Raw genomic sequence first — 24,090 nt, forward strand, 5'->3', positions numbered from 1 at the left:
TGGATCCTTTAGCTGAGGTCGCGGTGGCGAACCTGGACGTTCTTCAGGGATTGTTGGAGGAGTTGGCCCAGGCGCTCGGTCAGGTAGACGGAGCGATGATGACCACCGGTACAGCCGATGGCAATCGTGACATAGGCGCGGTTGCTGGCGGCAAACCGGGGCAGCCATTTGAGCAGGTAGCCGGAGATGTCCTGGAACATTTCCTCGACATCTGGTTGGGCAGCCAGGTAGTCGATCACCGGCTGGTCGAGCCCGGATTGCTCGCGCAGCTCCGGTTTCCAATAAGGGTTGGGCAGGCAACGCACATCGAACACCAGGTCGGCGTCTACCGGCATGCCACGCTTGAAGCCGAACGACTCCACCAGGAACGCCGTGCCTGGCTCCGGCTGGTTCAACAGACGCAACTTGATGGTGTCGCGCAGCTGATACAGATTCAGGTTCGTGGTGTTGACCTTCAGGTCTGCCAGGTCAGCGATCGGCCCGAGCAACTGGCTTTCGTCTTCGATAGCTTCGGCCAGGGAGCGGTTGGCATTGCTCAGCGGGTGGCGCCGTCGGGTCTCGGAGAAACGCTTGAGCAGCGTTTCATCATCGGCATCCAGGTACAGCACATCGCATTGGATATGCCGGTTGCGCACTTCCTCGAGCAGTTCGGGAAAGCGTGACAGGTGGCTCGGCAGGTTGCGTGCATCGATGGAAACCGCCACCAGCGGTTGCGCCAGCTCGGTGTGAATCAGCGCCCGTTCGGCCAACTCCGGCAGCAGGCCCGCCGGCAGGTTGTCGATGCAATAGTAGCCGCTGTCCTCAAGCACATTGAGTGCCGTGCTTTTACCGGAGCCGGAGCGACCGCTGACGATGATCAGGCGCATGATTAATGACCGTTCTGCTCGTCCAGGACTACCTGATACAAGTCTTCGTTGCTCTTTGCGCTGCGCAGTCTTTCGCGCACTTCCTTGCGGTCCAGCATGCTGGCGATCTGGCGCAGCAGCTCAAGATGCGCATCGGTCGCGGCTTCCGGAACCAGCAGTACGAACAGCAGGTCGACCGGTTCGCCGTCGATGGCGTCGAAATCAATGGCGGCTTCAAGGTGCACCAGTGCACTGATCGGGGCGGTACAACCCTTGAGGCGGCAGTGGGGAATGGCGATGCCGTTGCCAAAACCGGTGGAACCGAGTTTTTCACGGGCAATCAGGGCCTCGAAGACGTCCTGCATTTCCAGACCTTCGACGTCAAGGTGGATCAGGTCGGCGATTTGTTCGAGGGCTTTCTTTTTACTGCCTCCCAGCACGTTCACCTTGGAACGGCTGGGGGTCAGGATGGTTTCTAGTCGGATCATGGATTGGGGGGGTTAACGACCGGTAGCGCCCTGGAGGAGGCTCTGGGTCTTTTCCTTATGCTTTTTGAGTTGGCGATCCAGCTTGTCGGTCAGCAGGTCAATCGCGGCATACATGTCTGTGTGCTCCGCATTGGCAACCACCTCTCCGCCGGGAATATGCAACGTGGCTTCGATTTTCTGCAGCAGCTTCTCGACGTTCATCGTGACCTGCACGTTGGTGATCTTGTCGAAATGCCTTTCCAATCGGTCGAGTTTTTCGCCGATGTAGGTACGCAGGGGTTCGGTCACTTCCAGTTGGTGTCCACTGATGTTGACTTGCATACAGCTTCTCCTTCGTTGCCAGTGCATAAAGCGGCAGGCAGAAATGCCTGCCACTGGAACGCTGTGGCGTGGCCTTGTTACATCAACCGCTTGCGTTCACTCGAAGGCGCGATCCCGAGGGATTCACGATACTTGGCGACGGTACGGCGGGCCACCTGAATGCCTTGTGCCTCCAGTAAACCAGCGATCTTGCTGTCACTCAACGGCTTTTTCTGATTTTCCGCGGCCACCAGTTTCTTGATGATCGCGCGGATGGCCGTGGAAGAGCATTCGCCGCCTTCGGAGGTGCTGACGTGGCTGGAGAAAAAATATTTCAATTCGTAGATACCCCGTGGGGTATGCATGAATTTCTGCGTGGTCACCCGGGAGATTGTCGACTCGTGCATGCCCACCGCCTCGGCAATGTCATGCAGGACCAACGGTTTCATCGCTTCGTCGCCATAGTCCAGGAAGCCCCGTTGATGCTCGACGATCTGGGTGGCGACCTTCATCAGGGTTTCGTTGCGACTCTGCAGGCTCTTGATGAACCAGCGCGCTTCCTGCAACTGGTTGCGCATGAAGGTGTTGTCGGCGCTGGTGTCGGCGCGTCTTACAAAGCCCGCATATTGGGCGTTGACCCGTAGCTTGGGGACCGATTCCTGGTTCAGTTCCACCAGCCAGCGATCGTTGTGCTTGCGCACGATCACGTCCGGAACCACGTACTCGGGTTCGGTGGCCTCGATCTGTGAGCCAGGGCGCGGGTTGAGGCTCTGGACCAGTTCGATCACCTGGCGCAGTTCATCTTCCTTGAGCTTCATACGGCGCATCAGCTGGCTATAGTCGCGGCCGCCGAGCAGGTCGATATAGTCGGTGACCAGTCGCTTGGCTTCGGCCAGCCACGGTGTCTTGGCTGGCAGCTGGCGCAGTTGCAGCAGCAGGCACTCACCCAGGTTGCGGGCGCCGATGCCGGCCGGCTCGAACTGTTGGATACGGTGCAGGACGGCTTCGATCTCGTCCAGCTCGATGTCCAGCTCCGGATCGAAGGCTTCGAGGATTTCCTCGAGGGTTTCGTCCAGGTAGCCCTGGTTGTTGATGCAGTCGATGAGTGTCACGGCGATCAGGCGATCGGTATCGGACATCGGTGCCAGGTTCAGTTGCCACAGGAGGTGGCTTTGCAGGCTTTCACCGGCAGAGGTACGCGTGGTGAAGTCCCACTCGTCATCGTCGCTGCTCGGCAGGCTGCTGGCACTGGTCTGGTAGACGTCTTCCCAGGCCGTGTCCACGGGCAGGTCGTTGGGGATGCGTTCGTTCCATTCGCCATCCTCGAGGTTATCCACCGTCGGGGCGGCTTCTTCCTGGTAGGAGGTTTCCTGAATCTCGGTATTGGGTTTCTGCTCGACGTTGTCGGCCAGTGGATCGGTGTTGTCGAAGTCGTCGCCTTCTTCCTGGCGTTCGAGCATCGGATTGGATTCTAGGGCCTCCTGGATTTCCTGTTGAAGGTCCAGGGTCGACAATTGGAGCAGGCGGATGGCCTGTTGCAGCTGCGGTGTCATCGTCAGCTGCTGGCCCATTCTCAAGACTAGCGATGGTTTCATGGCAGGGGCTTAACACCTTATTCGCCGGCGCACATGCGCCATCCACTACAAGGGCGCCGAAGCGCCAAACCTTAAGCAAATTATATGCCTGAAACCGAGGTGTTTGCCTAGGGGTAGCTCTCAATTAGTTTCCCGATGATAGGGGATTCACTGAGAGCGTCCCGAGGCGCTGCCGGGTTGAATCGACGGCGCCGGTACAGCTTGCCAGGCACTTCGCGCTTACAGGCGGAACTCATGGCCCAGATACACTTCCTTGACCAGTTCGTTGGCCAGGATGGTGGCGGAGTCACCTTCAGCGATCAATTGACCGTCATTGACGATATAGGCGGTTTCGCAGATGTCCAGCGTCTCGCGTACGTTGTGGTCGGTGATCAGCACGCCGATCCCCTTGGCCTTGAGATGGTGGATGATCTGTTTGATGTCGCCCACCGAAATCGGGTCCACGCCGGCGAATGGTTCGTCGAGCAGGATGAATTTCGGTGCAGTGGCCAGGGCGCGGGCAATTTCCACCCGGCGCCGTTCGCCGCCGGACAAGCTCATGCCCAGGTTGTCGCGGATGTGGCTGATGTGAAATTCCTGCAACAGGCTTTCCAGTTCCTGGCGACGACCGGCCTTGTCGAGTTCCTTGCGGGTTTCGAGGATCGCCATGATGTTGTCGGCGACCGACAGTTTGCGAAAGATCGACGCTTCCTGTGGAAGGTAGCCGATGCCGGCCTTTGCCCGGCCATGCATCGGCTGGTGGCTGACGTCCAGCTCATCGATCAGGACGCGGCCCTGATCGGCCTGGACCAGGCCGACGATCATGTAGAAACAGGTGGTCTTGCCCGCGCCGTTGGGGCCGAGGAGGCCGACGATCTGGCCGCTGTCGATGGACAGGCTGACATCACGCACGACCTGACGGCCCTTGTAGCTCTTGGCCAGGTGCTGAGCTTTCAGAGTTGCCATTACTGGGCCTTTTGCTCGGTTTTCTTTTTCGGCTGGATCACCATATCGATCCGCGGACGCTGCTCGGTCACCTTGCTGCCGGTGGCGCGGCCGGCGCTGGCGAGTTTCTTGTTGGTGTCGTAGACGATTTTCTCGCCCTGGGTGACGTTGTTGTCCTTGTCGACGACCTTGGCACGGTCGATCAGGACCACGCGATCCTGGGAGGCGTGGTATTGGATGGTCACCCCGTAGCCCTGCACGGGCTTGGTGTCGCCGGCCGTTTGCAGCTGCTCGAAATAAGCCAGGTTGCCCACCGAGGTCACCACGTCGATATCGCCGGACTGGGTGCGGGTGATGGTCACGGTATTGCCGGTGACCTTCATCGAGCCCTGGGTGATGATCACGTCGCCCTTGTAGGTGGCGATACCGTTCTTGTCGTCCAATTGGGCGTCGTCGGCCTGGATACGGATAGGCTGGTCGCGGTCATTGGGAAGAGACCAGGCGCTCGCGCTTCCCAGTGCTGCGCCCAGACTGAGCAAAATAGGGAGGGTTTTAGCGAGCTTCATACTGTCCTCTTACGTTCGATAGCAGGTGTATCCTGCTTTCCTTCAGATACGCTTTCATTCCTGTGCCGGTCGATACACCACCGGCGCCGTCGATTCTAACGGGTTGCTCGGTCTGCGCATATTGTTGTTGCGGGAACACGGTCATGCGAGTGCTGGTGATGATGGTCGTGCGATTCTTCTCGTCGGTTCGCGCGACGCGCACCGAGTCGATCAGTTCCACTTCGGTACCGCCGGAATTGACTTCGGCGCGCTTGCTCTGCACGTGCCAGGGGAACGCCGTGCCACGGAACATGTTCAGGTCCGGATTGGCGACCAGGGTAATGTCGGTGGCCTTGACGTGATCGACCTTGTCTGACGTCATTTCGTACTGCACCTTGCCATCAGGCAAGTATTGCAGTGTATGCGTGTTGGTCGCATACCAGTCGATATCGTTCGCCTCGACCTGGACGGCGGGGCGATCGAGAAAGCGTTCGGGGCTGATGTTCCAGTAGCCCACCGCCGCGAAAATCGCCGCGATGCACGCGAACAGCAGGATGGTGCGAATCTTCTTGCTCAGCATAGATGGCTCACAGGTACGCGGCGTTGGCCGCTTCGAGGCGGCCCTGGGCGCGCAGGATCAGTTCGCAGAATTCACGGGCCGCGCCTTCGCCGCCCCGTGCGGTAGTGACGCCATGGGCGTGTTCGCGAACGAAACCGGCCGCATTGGCCACTGCCATGCCCAGGCCAACCCGGCGAATCACCGGCAGGTCTGGCAGATCGTCACCCAGGTAGGCGACCTGTTCATAGCTCAGGTTGAGTTGGCCCAGGAGCTCGTCCAGAACCACCAGTTTATCCTCGCGCCCCTGATAAAGGTGGGGAATGCCGAGGTTCTTCGCGCGCCGCTCGACCACCGGGGTCTTGCGGCCGCTGATGATAGCCGTCTGCACACCGGCGGCCATCAGCATCTTGATGCCTTGGCCGTCGAGGGTATTGAAGGTCTTGAACTCGCTGCCGTCCTCGAGGAAATACAGGCGTCCGTCGGTCAGCACGCCGTCCACGTCGAACACGGCCAGCTTGATGTCCTTACCGCGTTGCAGCAGGTCTGTGTTCATTTACATGACTCCCGCACGCAGCAAGTCGTGCATGTTCAGGGCACCCACCGGGCGGTCTTCGGCGTCGACCACCACCAGGGCGCTGATCTTGTGGTCTTCCATGATTTTCAGGGCTTCGGCGGCGAGCATTTCTGCGCGGGCCGTCTTGCCGTGGGGTGTCATGACCTGGTCGATGGTGGCGCTGTGTACATCGATGGTGCGGTCCAGGGTGCGACGCAGGTCGCCGTCGGTGAAGATCCCGGCGAGCTTGCCGTCGGCCTCGAGGATCACTGTCATGCCCAGGCCTTTGCGGGTCATTTCCATGAGCGCGTCCTTGAGCAGCGTGCCGCGTTGTACCTGGGGCAGCTCTTCACCAGCGTGCATCACGTTTTCGACCTTCAGCAGCAGGCGGCGACCCAGGGCTCCACCGGGGTGGGAGAAGGCAAAATCTTCCGCGGTGAACCCCCTGGCTTCCAGCAGAGCCACGGCCAGTGCATCGCCCATGACCAGGGCCGCAGTGGTGGACGAGGTCGGTGCCAGGTTCAGCGGGCAGGCTTCGTGTTCTACATGAACGTTGAGGTTCACTTCGGCGGCCTTGGCCAGCGGCGAATCCGGGTTCCCGGTGAGGCTGATCAGCCGGATGCCCAGACGCTTGATCAGCGGCAGCAGCGTAATGATTTCATTGGTGGAGCCGGAGTTGGACAGCGCCAGGATGATGTCATCCCGGGTGATCATGCCCATGTCACCGTGGCTGGCTTCGGCCGGGTGGACGAAGAATGCCGTGGTGCCCGTGCTGGCCAGGGTTGCGGCGATCTTGTTGCCGACGTGCCCGGACTTGCCCATGCCAACCACGACGACTCGGCCTTTGCTGGTCAGAATCATCTCGCAGGCGCGTACGAAATCAGCGTCGATGCGGGGCAGCAAGCCTTGCACGGCTTCGAGCTCTAGGCGGATGGTACGTTGTGCCGATTGGATCAGATCGCTGGATTGGCTCATGTCAGAAATCGTATAGCCCGATGAAAAGGCGGCGATTATAACGGCAATGAACAATTCCCTCACGCTAGTTCGTCATGCTTCGTGCAAACACCTCGCCGGGTTTGAATAAAATGTACTCATTTACCTTAAGCCAGGCTTAACCGGGCAGGGGTGGCCCTTGGGCGCGTGGCCGTTGCAGTGATATAGTTCGCCGCCGGTCCGGATGCCCGGCGGTCGCGACGTTTATCGGCTGGCCAGGGCATTCGGATGTGAGGCTGCATCGCAAGGAGTTTAGATGAGTGCCGACAACGCCTACGCGGTCGAGCTGAAGGGGCTGTCCTTCAAGCGAGGGACGCGCAGCATTTTCAATGACATCGATATTCGCATTCCGCGCGGCAAGGTGACCGGCATCATGGGGCCTTCCGGGTGCGGCAAGACCACGCTGCTGCGCCTGATGGGCGCGCAGTTGCGCCCCAGTGCCGGTGAAGTCTGGGTCAATGGCCAGAATCTTCCCAAGCTGTCGCGCAGCGACCTGTTCGATGCGCGCAAACACATGGGCGTGCTGTTCCAGAGTGGCGCGCTGTTCACCGATCTCGACGTGTTCGAGAACGTGGCGTTCCCGCTGCGGGTCCATACCGACCTGCCGGAAGAGATGATCCGTGACATTGTCCTGCTCAAATTGCAGGCGGTCGGGCTGCGTGGCGCCCTCGATCTGATGCCGGACGAGCTGTCCGGCGGCATGAAGCGCCGGGTCGCACTGGCGCGGGCGATTGCCCTCGATCCGAAAATCCTCATGTACGACGAGCCCTTCGTCGGGCAGGACCCGATCGCCATGGGCGTGTTGGTGCGCCTGATACGCCTGCTCAACGATGCGCTGGGCATCACTAGCATCGTGGTGTCCCACGACCTGGCCGAAACCGCCAGCATCGCGGACTACATCTATGTGGTCGGCGATGGCCAGGTATTGGGGCAGGGTACGCCCCAGGAATTGAAGGCTTCGGACAACCCGCGCATTCGCCAATTCATGAAGGGTGATCCGGACGGTCCGGTGGCGTTCCATTTTCCAGCCACGGATTACCGTACCGATCTGTTGGGGAAGCGCTGATGCGCAAGAAATCATTGATAGAAAGAATTCGCCTGTTCGGCCGTTCCGGCATCGACGTGCTGGCGGTACTGGGCCGTTCCACACTGTTCCTGGCCCATGCGTTGCTGGGGCGCAACTCCACGGGTGGCGGTTTTGGCCTGCTGGTCAAGCAACTGCATTCGGTGGGGGTGATGTCCCTGGTGATCATCGTGGTGTCCGGGATCTTCATCGGCATGGTGCTGGCGTTGCAGGGGTTCAACATCCTGTCCAGCTACGGTTCGGAGCAGGCGGTCGGGCAGATGGTCTCCCTGACGCTGTTGCGTGAACTCGGCCCGGTGGTGACCGCGTTACTGTTCGCCGGGCGTGCCGGTTCGGCGCTGACGGCCGAAATCGGTAACATGAAGTCCACCGAGCAGTTGTCCAGCCTGGAAATGATCGGCGTAGACCCGCTCAAGTACATTATTGCCCCGCGCCTGTGGGCCGGCTTCATTTCCCTGCCGGTGCTGGCGATTATCTTCAGCGTCGTCGGGATCTGGGGTGGTTCATGGGTGGCCGTCGACTGGCTGGGCGTCTATGAAGGTTCGTACTGGTCCAACATGCAAAACAGCGTCGACTTTCTCGACGATGTGCTCAACGGCGTCATCAAGAGCGCCGTATTCGCGTTCGTGGTGACCTGGATCGCCGTGTTTCAAGGCTATGACTGCGAGCCCACGTCTGAGGGGATCAGCCGTGCCACAACCAAGACCGTGGTGTACGCCTCGTTGGCGGTTCTGGGCCTTGACTTTATTCTGACCGCCTTGATGTTTGGAGATTTCTGATGCAAAACCGCACCCTGGAAATCGGTGTCGGCCTTTTCCTGCTGGCCGGCATCCTGGCTTTGTTGCTGCTGGCCCTGCGCGTCAGCGGCCTGGCGCCGACCGCGAATACCGATACTTATAAACTTTATGCTTATTTTGACAATATCGCCGGTTTGACGGTCAGAGCCAAGGTGACCATGGCCGGTGTCACCATCGGCAAGGTCACGGCAATCGATCTGGATCGCGACAGTTTCACCGGACGGGTGACGCTGCAGCTGGAAAAGCGCGTGGATAACCTGCCGACCGATTCCACTGCATCTATCCTTACGGCGGGCCTGCTGGGTGAGAAATACATCGGTATCAGCGTAGGCGGGGAAGAAACCCTGCTCAAGGACGGTGGGACCATCCATGACACGCAGTCGTCGCTGGTGCTCGAGGACCTGATCGGGAAATTCCTGCTCAATACCGTTAGCAAAGACGCCAAATGAGGAGCCTTTCGATGATCTCTATCTTGCGACGCAGCCTGTTGGTCCTGCTGGCAGCCCTGCCGCTGATGACCAATGCCCTGGCGGCGCCTTCCGCCCACGACATCATCCAGGACACCACGACCCGGTTGTTGGCAGACCTTGCTGCCAACAAGGAGAAATACAAGCAGGATCCGGGCGCGTTCTATGACGCGCTGAACGGCATTGTCGGTCCGGTGGTGGACGCCGATGGCATCTCCCGCAGCATCATGACGGTCAAGTACTCGCGTAAGGCAACCCCTGCGCAGATGACCCGCTTCCAGGAAAACTTCAAGCGCAGCCTGATGCAGTTCTATGGCAACGCCTTGCTCGAATACAACAACCAGGGCATCACTGTTGGGCCGGCGAAGGACGAAAGTGGTACCCGCACCAGCGTCGACATGCAGGTCAAGGGCAACAACGGTGCTATCTACCCGGTTTCCTACACGCTCGAACAGCTGAACGGCGAGTGGAAGGTGCGCAACGTGATCATCAACGGCATCAACATCGGCAAGTTGTTCCGCGACCAGTTCGCCGATGCGATGCAACGCAATGGCAATGACCTGGACAAGACCATCGATGGTTGGGCCGGCGAAGTCGCCAAGGCCAAGGAAGTGACCGAGCAAGCCAAGGAGAAGCAGGAGCAATGATCGAGTCGGTGGGTGAGTCGGCCGTTCGTCTGGGCGAAGCCGGTGAGTTGTTGCTCAGTGGCGTGCTGGACTATCGCACCGGTCCGGACCTGCGCCAGCAGGGCCAGGCGCTGATCAAGTCCGTCAGTGCCGCCGAGGTGGTCATTGACTGCTCGGCGGTGCAGAAATCCAGCAGTGTCGGCTTGTCGCTGCTGTTGTGCTTCATGCGGGACGCCAAGGCGGCCGGCAAAACGTGGAGCATCCGTGGGATGCCCGAAGACATGCGCGAAATAGCCCAGGTCAGTGAACTGACCGAGCTGTTGGCGCACTCCTGACCCACATCGTTGGAAAAGTCCCCCCGTCAGAGTCCTGCTTCGCGGGGTTCGCAGGCGCGGGGCTTTTTTGTATGATGTGCGACCCGCGCGCACAGGGCGCCGATTGAGGTTGAGCATGCAGGCTGTAGAAGTGAAGAGCTTCCTTGAAGGAAAGCTGCCTGGTACGAAGGTGGAAGTTGAGGGCGAAGGCTGCAACTTCCAGCTGAACGTGATCAGCGATGAACTGGCGGCGTTGAGCCCAGTGAAGCGTCAGCAGAGCATCTATGCCCATTTGAACCCATGGATTGCCGATGGCAGCATCCACGCGGTCACGATGAAATTTTTCAGCAGCGCGGCCTGGGCCGAGCGCACCTGAGCCCAAGGGCCTCGAGATTCTTATGGATAAACTGATTATTACCGGCGGCGTTCGTCTTGATGGCGAAATCCGTATTTCCGGGGCAAAGAACTCCGCCCTGCCGATCCTGGCCGCGACCCTGCTGTGCGATGGACCGGTGACCGTGGCCAACCTGCCGCACCTGCACGACATCACCACGATGATCGAGCTGTTCGGTCGCATGGGCATCGAGCCTGTGATCGACGAGAAACTCGCCGTCGAGATCGACCCGCGTACCATCAAGACCCTGGTTGCCCCATACGAGCTGGTGAAAACCATGCGGGCATCGATCCTGGTGCTGGGGCCGATGGTTGCCCGTTTCGGTGAAGCCGAAGTCGCGTTGCCTGGCGGTTGCGCCATTGGCTCGCGCCCGGTGGACCTGCACATCCGTGGCCTGGAAGCCATGGGCGCGGTCATCGACGTCGAAGGCGGCTACATCAAGGCCAAGGCGCCTGAAGGCGGCCTGCGCGGCGCGCATTTCTTCTTCGACACCGTCAGCGTGACCGGCACCGAGAACATCATGATGGCCGCTGCACTGGCCAAGGGCCGTAGCGTGTTGCAAAACGCTGCTCGCGAGCCTGAAGTGGTGGACCTGGCGAACTTCCTGATCGCCATGGGTGCCAAGATCAGTGGTGCCGGTACCGACACCATCACCATCGATGGCGTCGAGCGCCTGCATTCGGCCACCTACAAGGTGATGCCGGATCGGATCGAAACCGGTACCTACCTGGTCGCCGCCGCCGTCACCGGCGGTCGCGTCAAGGTCAAGGACACTGATCCGACCATCCTTGAAGCCGTCCTGGAGAAACTCAAGGAAGCCGGCGCCGAAGTCACCTGCGGCGAAGACTGGATCGAAGTGAACATGCACGGCAAGCGGCCCAAGGCCGTGAACGTGCGGACCGCGCCATATCCGGCGTTCCCGACGGACATGCAAGCGCAGTTCATTTCTCTCAACGCCATCGCCGAAGGCACCGGCGCGGTCATTGAGACGATCTTCGAAAACCGCTTCATGCACGTCTACGAACTGCACCGCATGGGCGCCAAGATCCAGGTCGAAGGAAACACCGCCATCGTCACCGGCGCCGAGAAGCTCAAGGGCGCGCCAGTAATGGCCACTGACCTGCGGGCCTCGGCCAGCCTGGTGATTTCGGCCCTGATTGCCGAAGGCGATACCCTGATCGACCGCATCTACCACATCGACCGTGGCTACGAATGCATCGAAGAAAAACTGCAGATGCTCGGCGCCAAGATCCGCCGCGTTCCGGGCTAGTTCCGGCTGCATGGGGCACAAGGATGTGCCTGGATTTCGTTTCAAATCGAAGGTGGTCCACCTTCGATGTGTGTCCGGCGCCGCTTGCGTCCGGGCATGAGTACCTTGATAAGGACTGACGTTTCCCATGTTGACCATCGCACTGTCCAAGGGCCGCATCCTTGACGACACCCTGCCGCTTCTGGCTGAAGCGGGCATCGTGCCGACCGAGAATCCGGACAAGAGCCGTAAGCTGATCATCCCCACGACCCAGGCCGATGTGCGCCTGCTGATCGTGCGTGCCACTGATGTGCCGACTTACGTTGAGCATGGCGCCGCCGACCTTGGCGTTGCCGGTAAGGATGTGCTGATGGAATACGGCGGCCAGGGCTTGTATGAGCCCCTGGACCTTCGGATCGCCCGGTGCAAGCTGATGACTGCCGGCAAGGTCGGTGCGCCGGAGCCCAAGGGGCGTCTGCGGGTGGCGACCAAGTTCGTCAACGTTGCCAAGCGTTACTATGCCGAGCAGGGTCGTCAGGTCGATATCATCAAGTTGTACGGTTCGATGGAGCTGGCGCCGCTGATCGGCTTGGCGGACAAGATCATCGACGTCGTCGACACCGGCAATACCCTGCGGGCCAACGGCCTGGAACCCCAGGATTTCATCGCGGACATCACCTCCCGGCTGATCGTCAACAAGGCATCGATGAAAATGCAGCATGCTCGTATCCAGGCTCTGATCGATACCCTGCGCAAGGCAGTGGAATCGCGACACCGCGGCTGATTTACCTGCGCGACCTCGAGTCGCGCCCGTCTATCCGTGTCATAGCCAATTTTCTCAGGTGCCCACGCGAATGGACTGGTAGCTTAGGGCGCCTGAGCATTTGCCATTAATGAGGCCCTCGCTATGACCGCTCCCACTTCGATTCGCCGACTCAACGCTGCCGATCCGGATTTCGCGCATCATCTGGATCATCTGTTGAGCTGGGAAAGTGTGTCTGACGACTCGGTCAATCAGCGGGTGCTGGATATCATCAAGGCCGTGCGCGAGCGTGGCGATGCCGCCCTGGTGGAGTTCACCCAGAAGTTCGATGGCCTGCAAGTGGCGTCCATGGCCGACCTGATCCTGCCGCGCGAGCGCCTGGAGCTGGCCCTGACCCGGATCACTGTGCCCCAGCGTGAGGCCCTGGAAAAAGCTGCATCCCGGGTGCGCAGCTATCACGAAAGACAGAAACAGGACTCCTGGAGCTACACCGAAGCCGACGGTACGGTGCTGGGCCAGAAGGTGACGCCGCTGGACCGCGCCGGCTTGTACGTGCCGGGCGGCAAGGCGTCCTATCCCTCTTCTGTGCTGATGAATGCGATTCCGGCCAAGGTTGCCGGCGTTGCTGAAGTGGTCATGGTCGTGCCGACGCCGCGGGGTGAAATCAACGAACTGGTGCTGGCCGCTGCCTGCATCGCCGGCGTGGACCGGGTGTTCACCATCGGTGGCGCCCAGGCCGTGGCGGCATTGGCGTACGGCACCGAAAGCGTGCCGAGGGTCGACAAGGTGGTCGGGCCGGGTAACATCTATGTCGCCACCGCCAAGCGTCACGTGTTCGGCCAGGTCGGTATCGACATGATCGCCGGCCCTTCGGAAATCCTCGTGGTGTGCGACGGCCAGACCGACCCGGACTGGATCGCCATGGACCTGTTTTCCCAGGCCGAGCACGACGAAGACGCCCAGGCGATCCTGGTCAGCCCGGATGCCGAGTTCCTGGACAAGGTCGCCGCCAGCATCGACAAGCTGCTGCCGACCATGGAGCGCGCCGAGATCATCAACACCTCGATCAATGGCCGTGGCGCGCTGATCAAGGTCGATGACATGGAGCAGGCGATCGAGGTCGCCAACCGCATCGCGCCGGAGCACCTGGAGCTGTCGGTCGCCGATCCGCAGGCCTGGCTGCCGCAGATCCGTCATGCCGGTGCGATCTTCATGGGCCGCCACACCAGCGAGGCCCTGGGCGATTACTGTGCCGGTCCCAACCACGTATTGCCGACTTCCGGCACCGCGCGTTTCTCGTCGCCGCTGGGGGTGTACGACTTCCAGAAACGTTCGTCGATCATCTTCTGCTCCGAGCAGGGCGCCTCCGAACTGGGCAAGACGGCTTCGGTACTGGCCCGTGGCGAATCGCTGAGCGCCCACGCCCGCAGTGCCGAGTATCGAATTCTTGATGAGTCCTCCATTGATGGGCAGGGAAATTGAAATGAGTAAATTCTGGAGCCCGTTCGTCAAGAACCTGGTGTCCTATGTGCCGGGCGAACAACCGAAGCTGACCCGCCTGGTCAAGCTCAACACCAACGAGAATCCCTACGGCCCATCGCCCAAGGCTCTTGCGGCGATGCAGACCGAGCTGAACGACAACCTGCGCCTGTACCCGGATCCCAACAGTGACTTGCTCAAAGGCGCTGTGGCCCGCTATTACGGTGTGCAAGCCAACCAGGTGTTCCTCGGTAATGGTTCGGATGAAGTGCTGGCGCACATTTTCCATGGCCTGCTGCAACACGACCAGCCGATCCTGTTCCCGGACATCAGCTACAGCTTCTATCCGGTGTATTGCGGCTTGTATGGCATCCAGTTCGACGCCGTGCCCCTCGACGCACAGTTCCGGATCGATCCGGCGGACTATGCCAAGCCGAACGGCGGGATCATTTTCCCCAACCCGAACGCCCCGACCGGTTGCCTGCTGGCGCTCGACGCAGTGGAGCGGATGCTCAAGGCCAGCCCGGATTCGGTGGTGGTGGTCGATGAAGCCTACATCGACTTCGGTGGTGAGACGGCCATCAGCCTGGTGGACCGTTATCCCAACCTGCTGGTCACCCAGACCTTGTCCAAGTCCCGTTCGCTGGCGGGGTTGCGAGTGGGCTTGGCGGTGGGCCATCCGGATCTGATCGAAGCGCTGGAGCGGATCAAGAACAGCTTCAACTCCTACCCGCTGGATCGCCTGGCAAACGTGGGCGGCGCGGCGGCGTTCGATGATCGCGAGTATTTCCAGCGAACCTGCCGGCTGGTCATCGAGCACCGCGAGTGGGTGGTGGCGCAACTGGAGACCAAGGGTTTTGAAGTGTTGCCTTCGGCGGCCAACTTCATCTTTACCCGTCACCCCGGGCATGATGCGGCGGGGTTGGCGGCGAAGCTACGGGAGCAGGGCGTGATCGTGCGGCACTTCAAGCAGGAGCGGATTGCCCAGTTTCTGCGGATCAGCATTGGCACGCCGGAGCAGAACCAGGCGCTGATCGAGGCCCTCGGCGAGCTCTAAAGGCTCAAGCCGGCCATGTGGGAGCGGGCTTGCTCGCGAAGACGGAGTGTCAGCCAACCCCTAAGTTGCTGACCCACCGCTTTCGCGAGCAAGCCCGCTCCCACAGTGTTTTCGGGTGTTCAAAGGATTTGAGTGCGCTGCAAATCCCCTGTGGGAGCGAGCCTGCTCGCGATGGCGTACTTTCAGCTCAAGTCTATGTTGCTGACCCACCGCTATCGCGAGCAGGCTCGCTCCCTCAGGTTATGTATCAGGGCCTCATTCGTGATGCGGCTCGCCCAGGAATGTCAGCGAAGTAAATACACCACGGGTCGCCACGTCCTTGTCGTCCTTGAGCGGGATTTCCATCTGCGCGGCGATGACGTTCAAGCCTTCATTGCGCACCAGCACCTGGGCCCGGCCGTCCGCGTCGGTTTCAGTGGATACGGTGTTCGGCGCGCTGCGGTAATCGCCCACCAGTTTTACACCGGCCGCGGGCTTGCCATCCAGCAGGACTCGTACCGGCAGTGACTGGCCGGGACCTACGGTCAGTGGGTCGACGTCTGGCAGGATCACGAACTTGAGCGGCTCCAGCTTCGGCAGCTTCGCTCCTGGCTCATAGATGGCCAGGCTGTATTTGAACGTGTGGGTCGACTCGATCGCGCCGGGCACCTTGCTGCGGCCTTCGTTGATCCACTTCTTGTCGGCGGTCTGCGACCACATGCCGTTGTCCAGTGCCACTGCGAGCACGGCCGGAGGTTTGAGCGGTTGCAGGCGCGCGTGGTCGGGCAGGCGTTGCACCGTGACGGGAATCATCTTGCCGCCCAGGTCATAAGCCCAGGCGCCGCTGATTTTCTGTGCCTTGAACGCGTTGTCCTCGGCGCCGTGGCCGTAAATCACTTCAATGTTGCCGCGCCGTTGTTCGGTCCACAAACCGTGGGCCGAGGCTTGTGTCGCCAGGAACAGGCCGAGCAGGGCGAGTGTCTTGGGGTATTTCATGCCGACTTCCTTTTTTATAGATCGAGGGTGAGACTGACGGTGAAGTTGCGCGGGTTGCCGGGGGTGACCCAGTAGTTGCTGTAGGAGCGCTCGTAGTATTTTTCGTCGAAGACGTTGTTCAGGTTCAGGCCCACGGTGACGTTGTCGCTGGCCTTGTAATGAGCCAGCAGATCCACGGTGTGATAAGCCGGTAGCTCGAAGTCCTTGCCGGCTTCGCCCGAACGATCCCCCACGTAAGTGAACGCCGCGCCGACGTCCGAGCCGCGCAGGCGTCCATCCTGAAATTCATAGACGCCCAGCAGACTGCCGCTGCGCTTGGCCACGCCGAGGATGCGGCTACCCGTTGGAATAGTCTTGTCCCCCTGGGTCACTTCGGCATTGATGTAGGCGAAGGCGCCGATCACGCGGACGGCGTCGGTCAGTTGTCCGCTGACCTGCAGGTCGACCCCCTGACTACGGGCCTTGCCCATGGCGCGACTGGTGTTGGTGCCGGGATCCAGCGCCAGGACGTTTTCCTTTTCGATATGGAACGCCGCCAGAGTGGTGCTCAAGCGATCGTCGAACAGCTCGCTCTTGATCCCGGCTTCATAGCCGACGCCTTCCTCCGGGTCGAAGGTCTTGCCGCTCGCATCCAGGCCGTTGTTGGGCTTGAACGAGGTGGAGGCGTTGGCGAACAGTCCGACTTCAGGCGTCAATTGGTACAGCAGGCCGGCCCGTTGCGTCAGGGCATCGTGGCGTTGGTGGCTGGTGAGCTGGGTGGTGTGATCATCGATGCTTTGCTCGAAATGCTCGTAGCGCACGCCGAGCATGCCTCGCAGTTTGTCGGTGAAGATGATCTGATCCTGAAGATTCAACGCACGGCTTTGGACACGCTCGAAAAAATCCGAGCCGGTGCGCAGCCCGTTGGGTTTGGGCTGGCCGTAAATGGGCTGATAGATGTCGATGGGGTAGTTGCCGCCGTTGATGGTGGTGACGCGCTCGTTCTTGCGGTAATCCTCGTATTCGCTGCCGATCAGCAGTTCGTGCTGCCATGGTCCCGAATCGAACAGGCCACGCAGTTCCAACTGGGTGATGCTGTCGTGCCAATCGTTGTCGCGTTCGCGGTAACGGCGGTTGACGGTGTGGCCATCGGCATTCAGCGGACGTGCTTCGGAGGCGAAGCCCCAGAGTTCGCCTTGTTTGTAATGACTGGCCAGGCGCAGTTGCCAAGTGTCGTTGAGCTGGTGTTCGAGGGCGGCCTGGAGCATGTTGTTGTGGTTGTCGATGTCACCGTCGTTGGGTTCGCCCAGGAAGGTCGAGCGGGACATGCCGCCCCAGCGATTACCTGGCGCGACGATGCCCCGATCGAACGTCGAGCTGTGGCGCACGATTTCACTCTCCACCAACAGGCGTGTGTCGGGGCTCAGTTGCCAACTGATGGAAGGCGCCACGAATACCCGCTGGCTGTCGACGTGATCGCGAAAGCTGTGATTGTCCTCCACCGCCAGGTTCACCCTCGACAGCAGCGTGCCTTCGGCGTCCAGTGGCGTATTGACGTCCAGCGCGGTGCGGTAGCGGTCCCAACTGCCGGCGCTGGTCTGTAGGGTGGTGAAGGCTTCGGGCTGGGGTTTCTTGGTGACGATATTGACCGTGCCCCCTGGGTCGCCTCGCCCATAGAGGCTGGCCGCCGGCCCCTTCAATACCTCGATGCGTTCGATGTTGGCGGCGTCCGGCGTGCTCGGGTAGCCACGGTTGGCGCTGAAACCGTCCTTGTAGAACTCTGACGTCGTGAAGCCGCGCACGCTGTATTCGTAAAGTGTCAGGCCGCCGAAGTTGTTCTGTTTCGATACGCCGCCGGCAAACTCCAGTGCTCGTTCGACGCTGGTGGTGCCCAGGTCCGTGAGGACGTCAGCCGGAATTACGCTGACCGACTGGGGGATGTCCCGCAGGGCCGTGTCGGTTTTGGTGGCGCTGGCGGAGCGGGTGGCGCGATAACCTTTCACCGGCCCGGTGGGGGATTCGTAATCGGAGGTGACGCTGATGGCGTCCAGTTCCAGAGGCTGGGTTTCCTCGGCAAAGGCCGGGTCGCCCAGCAGGCCCAAGGCCAGGCTGGCGAGGGAAATCCGCTTTAGAGATGACATGTTATGTTGTTCCAATTGTTTTAATTGAAACAATATAACACTACTAATGAGAATTTATGCTATCTGTGTTTTATTGGGGCGAGGGGGCTTGCTCCCGCTGGGCTGCGAAGCAGCCCCGGGACAATTAAAGGCAATCAGTCAGATTATCGAGGATGGCCGTTTCAGGGCTGCTGCGCAGCCCAGCGGGAGCAAGCTCCCTCGCCACAGAGTATTTCAGAGCCTGCCGGTCACTGCTCTTCTTTGACCGCTACCGGCGCGGGCGGTGGGCGCAGGCCGATTTCGGCGGTGAGCTTGAGCTCCTTGCCGTTGCGCATCACCTGGATGGTGACTTTGTCGGTGGGCTTGATCCGCGCCACCTGGTTCATCGAGCGACGGCCATCGCCGGCCGGTTCACCATCGATACTCAGGATCACATCACCCAGTTGCAGGCCGGCCTTCTGGGCCGGACCATCGCGGAAAATCCCCGCCACCACGATGCCAGGCCGGCCGGACAAACCGAAGGACTCCGCCAGCTCCTGGGTCAATGGCTGCACTTCAATACCCAGCCAGCCACGAATCACCTGGCCATGCTCGATGATGGATTTCATCACTTCCATCGCCAGTTTCACCGGGATGGCGAAACCGATGCCCTGGCTGCCGCCGGATTTGGAGAAGATCGCCGTGTTGATTCCGGTGAGGTTGCCGTTGGCATCCACCAGCGCGCCGCCGGAGTTACCGGGGTTGATCGCGGCGTCGGTCTGGATGAAATCTTCGTAGTTGTTCAAGCCCAACTGGTTGCGCCCGGTGGCACTGATGATGCCCATGGTCACGGTCTGGCCGACGCCGAAGGGGTTGCCGATGGCAAGGGCGACGTCACCGATGCGGATGCTGTCGGAACGGCCGATGGTGATGGCCGGCAGATTCTTGAGGTCGATCTTCAATACCGCGAGATCGGTTTCCGGGTCGCTACCGATCACCCGGGCCAGGGTCTCGCGGCCATCCTTGAGGGCCACCACGATCTGGTCGGCGCCACTGGTGACGTGGTTGTTGGTCAGCAGGTAGCCTTCCGGGCTCATGATCACGCCCGAACCCAGGCTCGATTCCATGCGTTTCTGCTTCGGCGAGTTGTCACCGAAGAAGCGCCGGAATTGCGGATCTTCAAACAGGGGGTGGCTGGGTTTGTTGATGACTTTGGTGGTGTAGAGGTTGACCACGGCCGGCGCGGCGATGGTCACGGCATCGGCATAGGACACCGGCCCCTGCAACAACGCCTTGCTCTGCGGTGCCTGCTGCAGATTGACATCGAGGCTCGGCAGACCAACCCATTCGGGATAACGCTGGATAATCAGTAGTGCGACCAGCACGCCGGCCAACAGCGGCCAGCCGGAAAAACGCAGCGCCTTGAGCATCTATCACGTCCTACAAAAGTTGCAGGCGGAATGAGACCGCCCATAATGACGCGCATTATACGAGGCCGCGCGCGCCTCGGAACCGGATATTTAGGAGTCTTTTCATGGCCGTAGCTCTGAGCACCCTGGTTGAAGAAGCGGACCGTTACCTGGCGAGCAGCCGGATTGCCGATTACTGCCCCAACGGCCTGCAGGTCGAAGGCGCGCCCCAGGTGATGCGCATCGTCAGTGGCGTGACCGCCAGCCAGGCGTTGCTTGACGCCGCAGTGGAGGCCGATGCCGATCTGGTGCTGGTGCATCACGGTTACTTCTGGAAGGGTGAGAACCCGTGCATCACCGGGATGAAGCAGCGTCGCCTGAAAACCCTGCTCAAGCACGATATCAGCCTGCTGGCCTACCATCTGCCGCTGGACCTGCACCCCGATGTCGGTAACAACGTGCAGCTGGCCCGTCAACTGGAGATCACCGTCGAAGGGCCGCTGGACCCGGAGAACCCCAAGGTCGTCGGCCTGGTCGGCTCCTTGTCCGAACCGATGACGCCTCGGGATTTCGCCCGCAGAGTCCAGGAAGTCATGGGTCGTGAGCCGTTGCTGATCGAAGGACAGCAGATGGTCCGCCGGGTCGGCTGGTGCACCGGTGGCGGCCAGGGTTACATCGACCAGGCGGTGACGGCCGGGGTCGACCTGTACCTCAGCGGCGAAGCGTCGGAGCAGACTTTCCACAGCGCCCGGGAAAACGGCATCAGCTTCGTCGCCGCCGGCCATCATGCGACCGAACGTTATGGCGTGCAGGCGTTGGGCGATTATCTGGCGCGACGCTTTGCCCTGGAGCATATCTTCATCGATTGCCCGAATCCCATCTGACACAACCTAAATCCCCTGTGGGAGCGGGCTTGCTCGCGAAGGCGGTGTGTCAGTCAAACTCTGCGCAACCGAACCACCGCTTTTCGCGAGCAAGCCCGCTCCCACAAAGACTGTTGTGTTGCCCGAACCCCCAGGCATATCCATATGCTGTTTCGATCTAGTTGGCGCCCTGAATAGAAGAGATCGCTGTGCTAGGATTCTTCGCTCGAACACGGCCCGCTGGCCGTTCATAAGAAAGTTTTCGTGAGTAGCCATGGTCGACAAACTGACGCATCTGAAACAGCTGGAGGCGGAAAGCATCCACATCATCCGCGAGGTGGCCGCCGAGTTCGACAACCCGGTGATGCTGTACTCCATCGGTAAAGACTCCGCCGTGATGCTGCACCTGGCACGCAAGGCGTTTTTCCCCGGCAAGCTGCCGTTTCCGGTGATGCACGTCGACACCCGCTGGAAATTCCAGGAAATGTACAAGTTCCGCGATCGCATGGTCGAGGAAATGGGCCTGGACCTGATCACCCATGTGAACCCCGAAGGCGTGGCGCAGGGCATCAACCCGTTCACCCACGGCAGTGCCAAGCACACCGACATCATGAAGACCCAGGGCCTCAAGCAGGCGTTGGACAAGTATGGTTTCGACGCCGCGTTCGGCGGTGCCCGTCGCGATGAGGAGAAATCCCGCGCCAAGGAGCGCGTCTACTCGTTTCGCGACAGCAAGCACCGTTGGGACCCGAAGAACCAGCGCCCGGAGCTGTGGAACGTCTACAACGGCAAGGTCAACAAGGGCGAGTCGATCCGCGTCTTCCCGTTGTCGAACTGGACCGAGCTGGACATCTGGCAGTACATCTACCTCGAAGGCATTCCAATCGTGCCGCTGTACTTTGCTGCCGAGCGCGAAGTCATCGAGAAGAACGGCACGCTGATCATGATCGACGACGAGCGCATCCTCGAACACCTGTCCGAGGAAGAGAAGGCCCGTATCGTCAAGAAGAAAGTGCGTTTCCGTACCCTTGGCTGCTACCCGTTGACGGGCGCGGTGGAGTCCGAGGCCGAGAGCCTGACGGACATCATTCAGGAAATGCTCCTGACGCGAACTTCCGAGCGCCAGGGCCGGGTCATCGACCACGATGGCGCAGGCTCGATGGAAGATAAGAAACGTCAAGGTTACTTTTAAGCTTCGAGTTACAAGCGGCAAGCTGCAAGTTAAGGGCGGAATGCGTAACTTCCCAGCTTGGTGCTTGCAGACGGTGCTGCGAGCCGGATTGGATGGCTCGCAATGGATTTCGAGAAACTGATTGTTTGGCAGCGAAGTAAGGATTTGGCGGTAGGGATCTATAGAGAGTTTGCGCGATGTGGGGATTTTGGATTCAAGGATCAAATCACCCGCTCGGCACTTTCGGTGCCTTCCAATATTGCTGAAGGTATGGAGCGCCGTAATGCCAAAGAGAAAATTTATTTCCTTTGGGTTGCGAAAGGTTCCTGCGGGGAGCTGCGTACCCAAATCCTTATTGCTCGGGATATTGCTTACGTCGCAGATTCGCTGGCTGAAAACTGGGTTATGGAAACCCGCGAGCTTTCTCGAATGCTGGGCGGGTTGATCAACAAAATTTCTGACTAGCTGTACGCCGACAAGCTTGCCGCTTGAAGCTTACAGCTCGGAGCTTGAATGCAATGAGCCACCAATCTGATTTGATCAGCGAGGACATCCTCGCCTACCTGGGCCAGCACGAGCGCAAGGAGCTGTTGCGCTTTTTGACCTGCGGTAACGTCGACGACGGCAAGAGCACCCTGATCGGGCGCCTGCTGCACGACTCCAAGATGATCTACGAAGATCACCTGGAAGCCATCACCCGCGATTCGAAGAAAGTCGGCACCACCGGTGACGACATCGACCTGGCGTTGCTGGTCGACGGCCTCCAGGCCGAGCGCGAGCAGGGCATCACCATCGATGTCGCGTACCGCTATTTCTCCACCGCCAAGCGCAAGTTCATCATCGCCGATACCCCCGGCCATGAGCAGTACACCCGCAACATGGCCACCGGTGCCTCTACCTGTGACCTGGCGATCATTCTGGTGGACGCCCGCTACGGCGTGCAGACCCAGACCCGTCGCCACAGCTTCATTGCCTCGTTGCTGGGCATCAAGCACATCGTCGTGGCCATCAACAAGATGGACCTCAAGGACTTCGACCAGGGCGTGTTCGAGTCGATCAAGGCCGACTACCTGAAGTTCGCCGAAGGCTTGAAGATGAAGCCCACCAGCATGCACTTCGTGCCGATGTCGGCCCTCAAGGGCGACAACGTGGTGAACAAGTCCGAGCGCTCGCCGTGGTACACCGGCCAGTCGCTGATGGAAATTCTCGAGACCGTGGAAGTGGCGGGCGACCGTAACTTCACCGACCTGCGCTTCCCGGTGCAATACGTCAACCGTCCGAACCTGAACTTCCGCGGTTTCGCCGGCACCCTGGCCAGCGGCATCGTGCACAAGGGCGACGAAGTGGTGGTGTTGCCGTCGGGCAAGAGCAGCCGCGTCAAATCCATCGTCACCTTCGAAGGCGAGTTGGAGCAGGCCGGCCCGGGCCAGGCCGTGACCCTGACCATGGAAGACGAAATCGACATCTCCCGGGGCGACCTGTTGGTGCATGCCGACAATGTCCCGCCGGTCACCGACAGCTTCGAAGCGATGCTGGTGTGGATGGCCGAGGAGCCGATGCTGCCGGGCAAGAAGTACGACATCAAGCGTGCGACCAGCTACGTGCCTGGCTCCATTGCCAGCATCGTCAACCGGGTCGACGTGAACACCCTCGAAGAGGGCCCCGCCAGCGCGCTGCAGCTCAACGAAATCGGCAAGGTGAAGATTGCCCTGGATGCGCCGATCGCCCTGGACGGTTACGAGAGCAACCGCACTACCGGCGCGTTCATCGTCATCGATCGCCTGACCAATGGCACCGTCGGCGCCGGCATGATTGTCGCCCAACCCTTGGCCCACGGCAGCAGCACGCATCACGGCAAGCTTGCCCATGTATCGGTGGAAGAACGCGCCCAGCGCTTCGGCCAGCAGCCGGCGACGGTGCTGTTCAGCGGTCTTTCGGGCGCCGGCAAGAGCACCCTGGCTTACGCCGTGGAGCGCAAGCTGTTCGACATGGGCCGTGCGGTCTTCGTCCTCGATGGCCAGAACCTGCGCCATGACCTGAACAAAGGCCTGCCGCAAGACCGTGCCGGACGCACCGAGAATTGGCGCCGAGCGGCCCACGTCGCCCGTCAGTTCAACGAAGCCGGCCTGTTGACCCTGGCGGCATTCGTTGCACCGAGCGCCGAAGGGCGTTTGCAGGCCAAGGACCTGATCGGCAAGGAGCGCCTGCTGACGGTCTACGTCCAGGCCTCGCCGGCGGTATGCGCCCAGCGCGATCCGCAAGGGCTGTACGCCGCGGCCGGCGACAACATCCCGGGCGAGTCCTTCCCGTATGACGTGCCGCTGGACGCCGATCTGGTGATCGACACCCAGTCGCTGACGCTGGAAGAGAGCGTCAAGCAGGTGCTGGATCTGCTGCGCAGCCGCGGCGCGATCTAAGCGTCAACGGCAAACGAAAAGCCCGTCGATGAGCAATCATCGACGGGCTTTTTCATTGGCTCGGATCCTGTGGGAGCGGGCTTGCTCGCGAACGCGGACTGACATTCAAAATGTATATCGACTGTCACACCGCTTTCGCGTGCAA

General features: G+C 60.6%; 26 protein-coding genes. 14 read left to right on the forward strand and 12 right to left on the reverse strand.

Features of this window, described 5'->3' with window-relative positions:
- Positions 1–8: 8 nt before the first annotated feature.
- The 9 genes from rapZ to FBX99_RS08125 all read right to left on the reverse strand — a co-directional run bounded on the left by rapZ (position 9) and on the right by FBX99_RS08125 (position 6,784).
- Positions 9–866, reverse strand: a complete 858-nt coding sequence (gene rapZ / locus FBX99_RS08085) for an RNase adapter RapZ (protein WP_144922800.1) — start codon at positions 864–866, stop codon at positions 9–11.
- A 2-nt stretch (positions 867–868) separates the two neighbouring features.
- Positions 869–1,333, reverse strand: a complete 465-nt coding sequence (ptsN, locus tag FBX99_RS08090; protein WP_144922803.1) for a PTS IIA-like nitrogen regulatory protein PtsN — start codon at positions 1,331–1,333, stop codon at positions 869–871.
- Between the two features lie 12 nt (positions 1,334–1,345).
- On the reverse strand, positions 1,346–1,654 hold the full coding sequence (gene hpf / locus FBX99_RS08095) for a ribosome hibernation-promoting factor, HPF/YfiA family (protein WP_003178005.1): 309 nt from the start codon (positions 1,652–1,654) through the stop codon (positions 1,346–1,348).
- 77 nt (positions 1,655–1,731) lie between these two features.
- Complete coding sequence (locus FBX99_RS08100; protein ID WP_144922806.1) at positions 1,732–3,228, reverse strand: RNA polymerase factor sigma-54; 1,497 nt, start codon at positions 3,226–3,228, stop codon at positions 1,732–1,734.
- Positions 3,229–3,447: 219 nt separating this feature from the next.
- The gene (lptB, locus tag FBX99_RS08105) at positions 3,448–4,173 is read right to left on the reverse strand and encodes an LPS export ABC transporter ATP-binding protein (RefSeq protein WP_144922809.1); all 726 of its coding nucleotides are present in this window, start codon (positions 4,171–4,173) and stop codon (positions 3,448–3,450) included.
- Positions 4,173–4,718 (reverse strand): lipopolysaccharide transport periplasmic protein LptA, encoded by a 546-nt coding sequence (gene lptA / locus FBX99_RS08110; RefSeq protein WP_145131188.1) that lies wholly within the window; start codon positions 4,716–4,718, stop codon positions 4,173–4,175. The genes lptB and lptA overlap by 1 nt, the downstream gene beginning before the upstream one ends.
- The gene (lptC, locus tag FBX99_RS08115; protein WP_144922815.1) at positions 4,705–5,277 is read right to left on the reverse strand and encodes an LPS export ABC transporter periplasmic protein LptC; all 573 of its coding nucleotides are present in this window, start codon (positions 5,275–5,277) and stop codon (positions 4,705–4,707) included. Before lptC ends, lptA begins: the two co-directional genes overlap by 14 nt.
- A gap of 7 nt (positions 5,278–5,284) precedes the next feature.
- The gene (locus tag FBX99_RS08120; RefSeq protein ID WP_144922818.1) at positions 5,285–5,809 is read right to left on the reverse strand and encodes an HAD family hydrolase; all 525 of its coding nucleotides are present in this window, start codon (positions 5,807–5,809) and stop codon (positions 5,285–5,287) included.
- Complete coding sequence (locus FBX99_RS08125; RefSeq protein WP_144922821.1) at positions 5,810–6,784, reverse strand: KpsF/GutQ family sugar-phosphate isomerase; 975 nt, start codon at positions 6,782–6,784, stop codon at positions 5,810–5,812.
- A gap of 274 nt (positions 6,785–7,058) precedes the next feature.
- Between FBX99_RS08125 and FBX99_RS08130 the strand changes: the two genes are divergently transcribed.
- The 10 genes from FBX99_RS08130 to hisC all read left to right on the forward strand — a co-directional run bounded on the left by FBX99_RS08130 (position 7,059) and on the right by hisC (position 15,032).
- Positions 7,059–7,868, forward strand: coding sequence for an ATP-binding cassette domain-containing protein (locus FBX99_RS08130; RefSeq protein WP_041020865.1), 810 nt, complete (start codon positions 7,059–7,061; stop codon positions 7,866–7,868).
- Positions 7,868–8,665, forward strand: a complete 798-nt coding sequence (gene mlaE, locus FBX99_RS08135; protein ID WP_144922824.1) for a lipid asymmetry maintenance ABC transporter permease subunit MlaE — start codon at positions 7,868–7,870, stop codon at positions 8,663–8,665. Before FBX99_RS08130 ends, mlaE begins: the two co-directional genes overlap by 1 nt.
- Positions 8,665–9,132 (forward strand): outer membrane lipid asymmetry maintenance protein MlaD, encoded by a 468-nt coding sequence (gene mlaD / locus FBX99_RS08140; protein ID WP_041020863.1) that lies wholly within the window; start codon positions 8,665–8,667, stop codon positions 9,130–9,132. The genes mlaE and mlaD overlap by 1 nt, the downstream gene beginning before the upstream one ends.
- A gap of 11 nt (positions 9,133–9,143) precedes the next feature.
- Positions 9,144–9,797, forward strand: coding sequence for a phospholipid-binding protein MlaC (locus FBX99_RS08145; RefSeq protein ID WP_041020862.1), 654 nt, complete (start codon positions 9,144–9,146; stop codon positions 9,795–9,797).
- A gap of 8 nt (positions 9,798–9,805) precedes the next feature.
- Entirely contained in the window at positions 9,806–10,111 is a 306-nt protein-coding gene (locus tag FBX99_RS08150; protein WP_144923472.1) for a lipid asymmetry maintenance protein MlaB, read from the forward strand.
- A 115-nt stretch (positions 10,112–10,226) separates the two neighbouring features.
- Entirely contained in the window at positions 10,227–10,466 is a 240-nt protein-coding gene (locus FBX99_RS08155) for a BolA family protein (RefSeq protein WP_144922827.1), read from the forward strand.
- Positions 10,467–10,488: 22 nt separating this feature from the next.
- Positions 10,489–11,754, forward strand: a complete 1,266-nt coding sequence (murA, locus tag FBX99_RS08160; RefSeq protein ID WP_144922830.1) for a UDP-N-acetylglucosamine 1-carboxyvinyltransferase — start codon at positions 10,489–10,491, stop codon at positions 11,752–11,754.
- A gap of 127 nt (positions 11,755–11,881) precedes the next feature.
- Positions 11,882–12,517 carry an ATP phosphoribosyltransferase gene (gene hisG / locus FBX99_RS08165; protein ID WP_047699553.1) on the forward strand — a complete coding sequence of 212 codons (636 nt, stop codon included), beginning with the start codon at positions 11,882–11,884 and terminating at the stop codon, positions 12,515–12,517.
- A 123-nt stretch (positions 12,518–12,640) separates the two neighbouring features.
- Positions 12,641–13,978 carry a histidinol dehydrogenase gene (hisD, locus tag FBX99_RS08170; protein ID WP_144922833.1) on the forward strand — a complete coding sequence of 446 codons (1,338 nt, stop codon included), beginning with the start codon at positions 12,641–12,643 and terminating at the stop codon, positions 13,976–13,978.
- Between the two features lies 1 nt (position 13,979).
- Positions 13,980–15,032 (forward strand): histidinol-phosphate transaminase, encoded by a 1,053-nt coding sequence (hisC, locus tag FBX99_RS08175; RefSeq protein WP_145131190.1) that lies wholly within the window; start codon positions 13,980–13,982, stop codon positions 15,030–15,032.
- A 255-nt stretch (positions 15,033–15,287) separates the two neighbouring features.
- Here the strand turns inward: hisC and FBX99_RS08180 are convergent, their stop codons facing one another.
- The 3 genes from FBX99_RS08180 to algW form a co-directional block, all read right to left on the reverse strand.
- Complete coding sequence (locus FBX99_RS08180) at positions 15,288–16,007, reverse strand: DUF4198 domain-containing protein (protein WP_144922839.1); 720 nt, start codon at positions 16,005–16,007, stop codon at positions 15,288–15,290.
- A gap of 14 nt (positions 16,008–16,021) precedes the next feature.
- A complete protein-coding gene (locus FBX99_RS08185; RefSeq protein WP_145131192.1) occupies positions 16,022–18,127 on the reverse strand; it encodes a TonB-dependent siderophore receptor in 2,106 nt (701 codons plus the stop codon).
- 227 nt (positions 18,128–18,354) lie between these two features.
- The gene (algW, locus tag FBX99_RS08195) at positions 18,355–19,515 is read right to left on the reverse strand and encodes a Do family serine endopeptidase AlgW (protein ID WP_024777501.1); all 1,161 of its coding nucleotides are present in this window, start codon (positions 19,513–19,515) and stop codon (positions 18,355–18,357) included.
- Positions 19,516–19,619: 104 nt separating this feature from the next.
- Here algW and FBX99_RS08200 point away from each other — a divergent pair, with 104 nt between their 5' ends.
- The 4 genes from FBX99_RS08200 (at position 19,620) to cysN (ending at position 23,945) form a co-directional block, all read left to right on the forward strand.
- Positions 19,620–20,378 carry a Nif3-like dinuclear metal center hexameric protein gene (locus tag FBX99_RS08200; RefSeq protein ID WP_144922849.1) on the forward strand — a complete coding sequence of 253 codons (759 nt, stop codon included), beginning with the start codon at positions 19,620–19,622 and terminating at the stop codon, positions 20,376–20,378.
- 253 nt (positions 20,379–20,631) lie between these two features.
- Positions 20,632–21,549, forward strand: a complete 918-nt coding sequence (gene cysD, locus FBX99_RS08205) for a sulfate adenylyltransferase subunit CysD (RefSeq protein WP_144922852.1) — start codon at positions 20,632–20,634, stop codon at positions 21,547–21,549.
- Positions 21,550–21,651: 102 nt separating this feature from the next.
- On the forward strand, positions 21,652–21,993 hold the full coding sequence (locus FBX99_RS08210; RefSeq protein ID WP_041020851.1) for a four helix bundle protein: 342 nt from the start codon (positions 21,652–21,654) through the stop codon (positions 21,991–21,993).
- Between the two features lie 53 nt (positions 21,994–22,046).
- Entirely contained in the window at positions 22,047–23,945 is a 1,899-nt protein-coding gene (gene cysN / locus FBX99_RS08215; protein ID WP_145131194.1) for a sulfate adenylyltransferase subunit CysN, read from the forward strand.
- The last annotated feature ends 145 nt before the right edge of the window (positions 23,946–24,090 follow it).

The sequence above is a fragment of the Pseudomonas sp. SJZ074 genome (genome assembly GCF_007828215.1).
In the GTDB taxonomy this organism is placed as follows: Bacteria; Pseudomonadota; Gammaproteobacteria; order Pseudomonadales; family Pseudomonadaceae; genus Aquipseudomonas.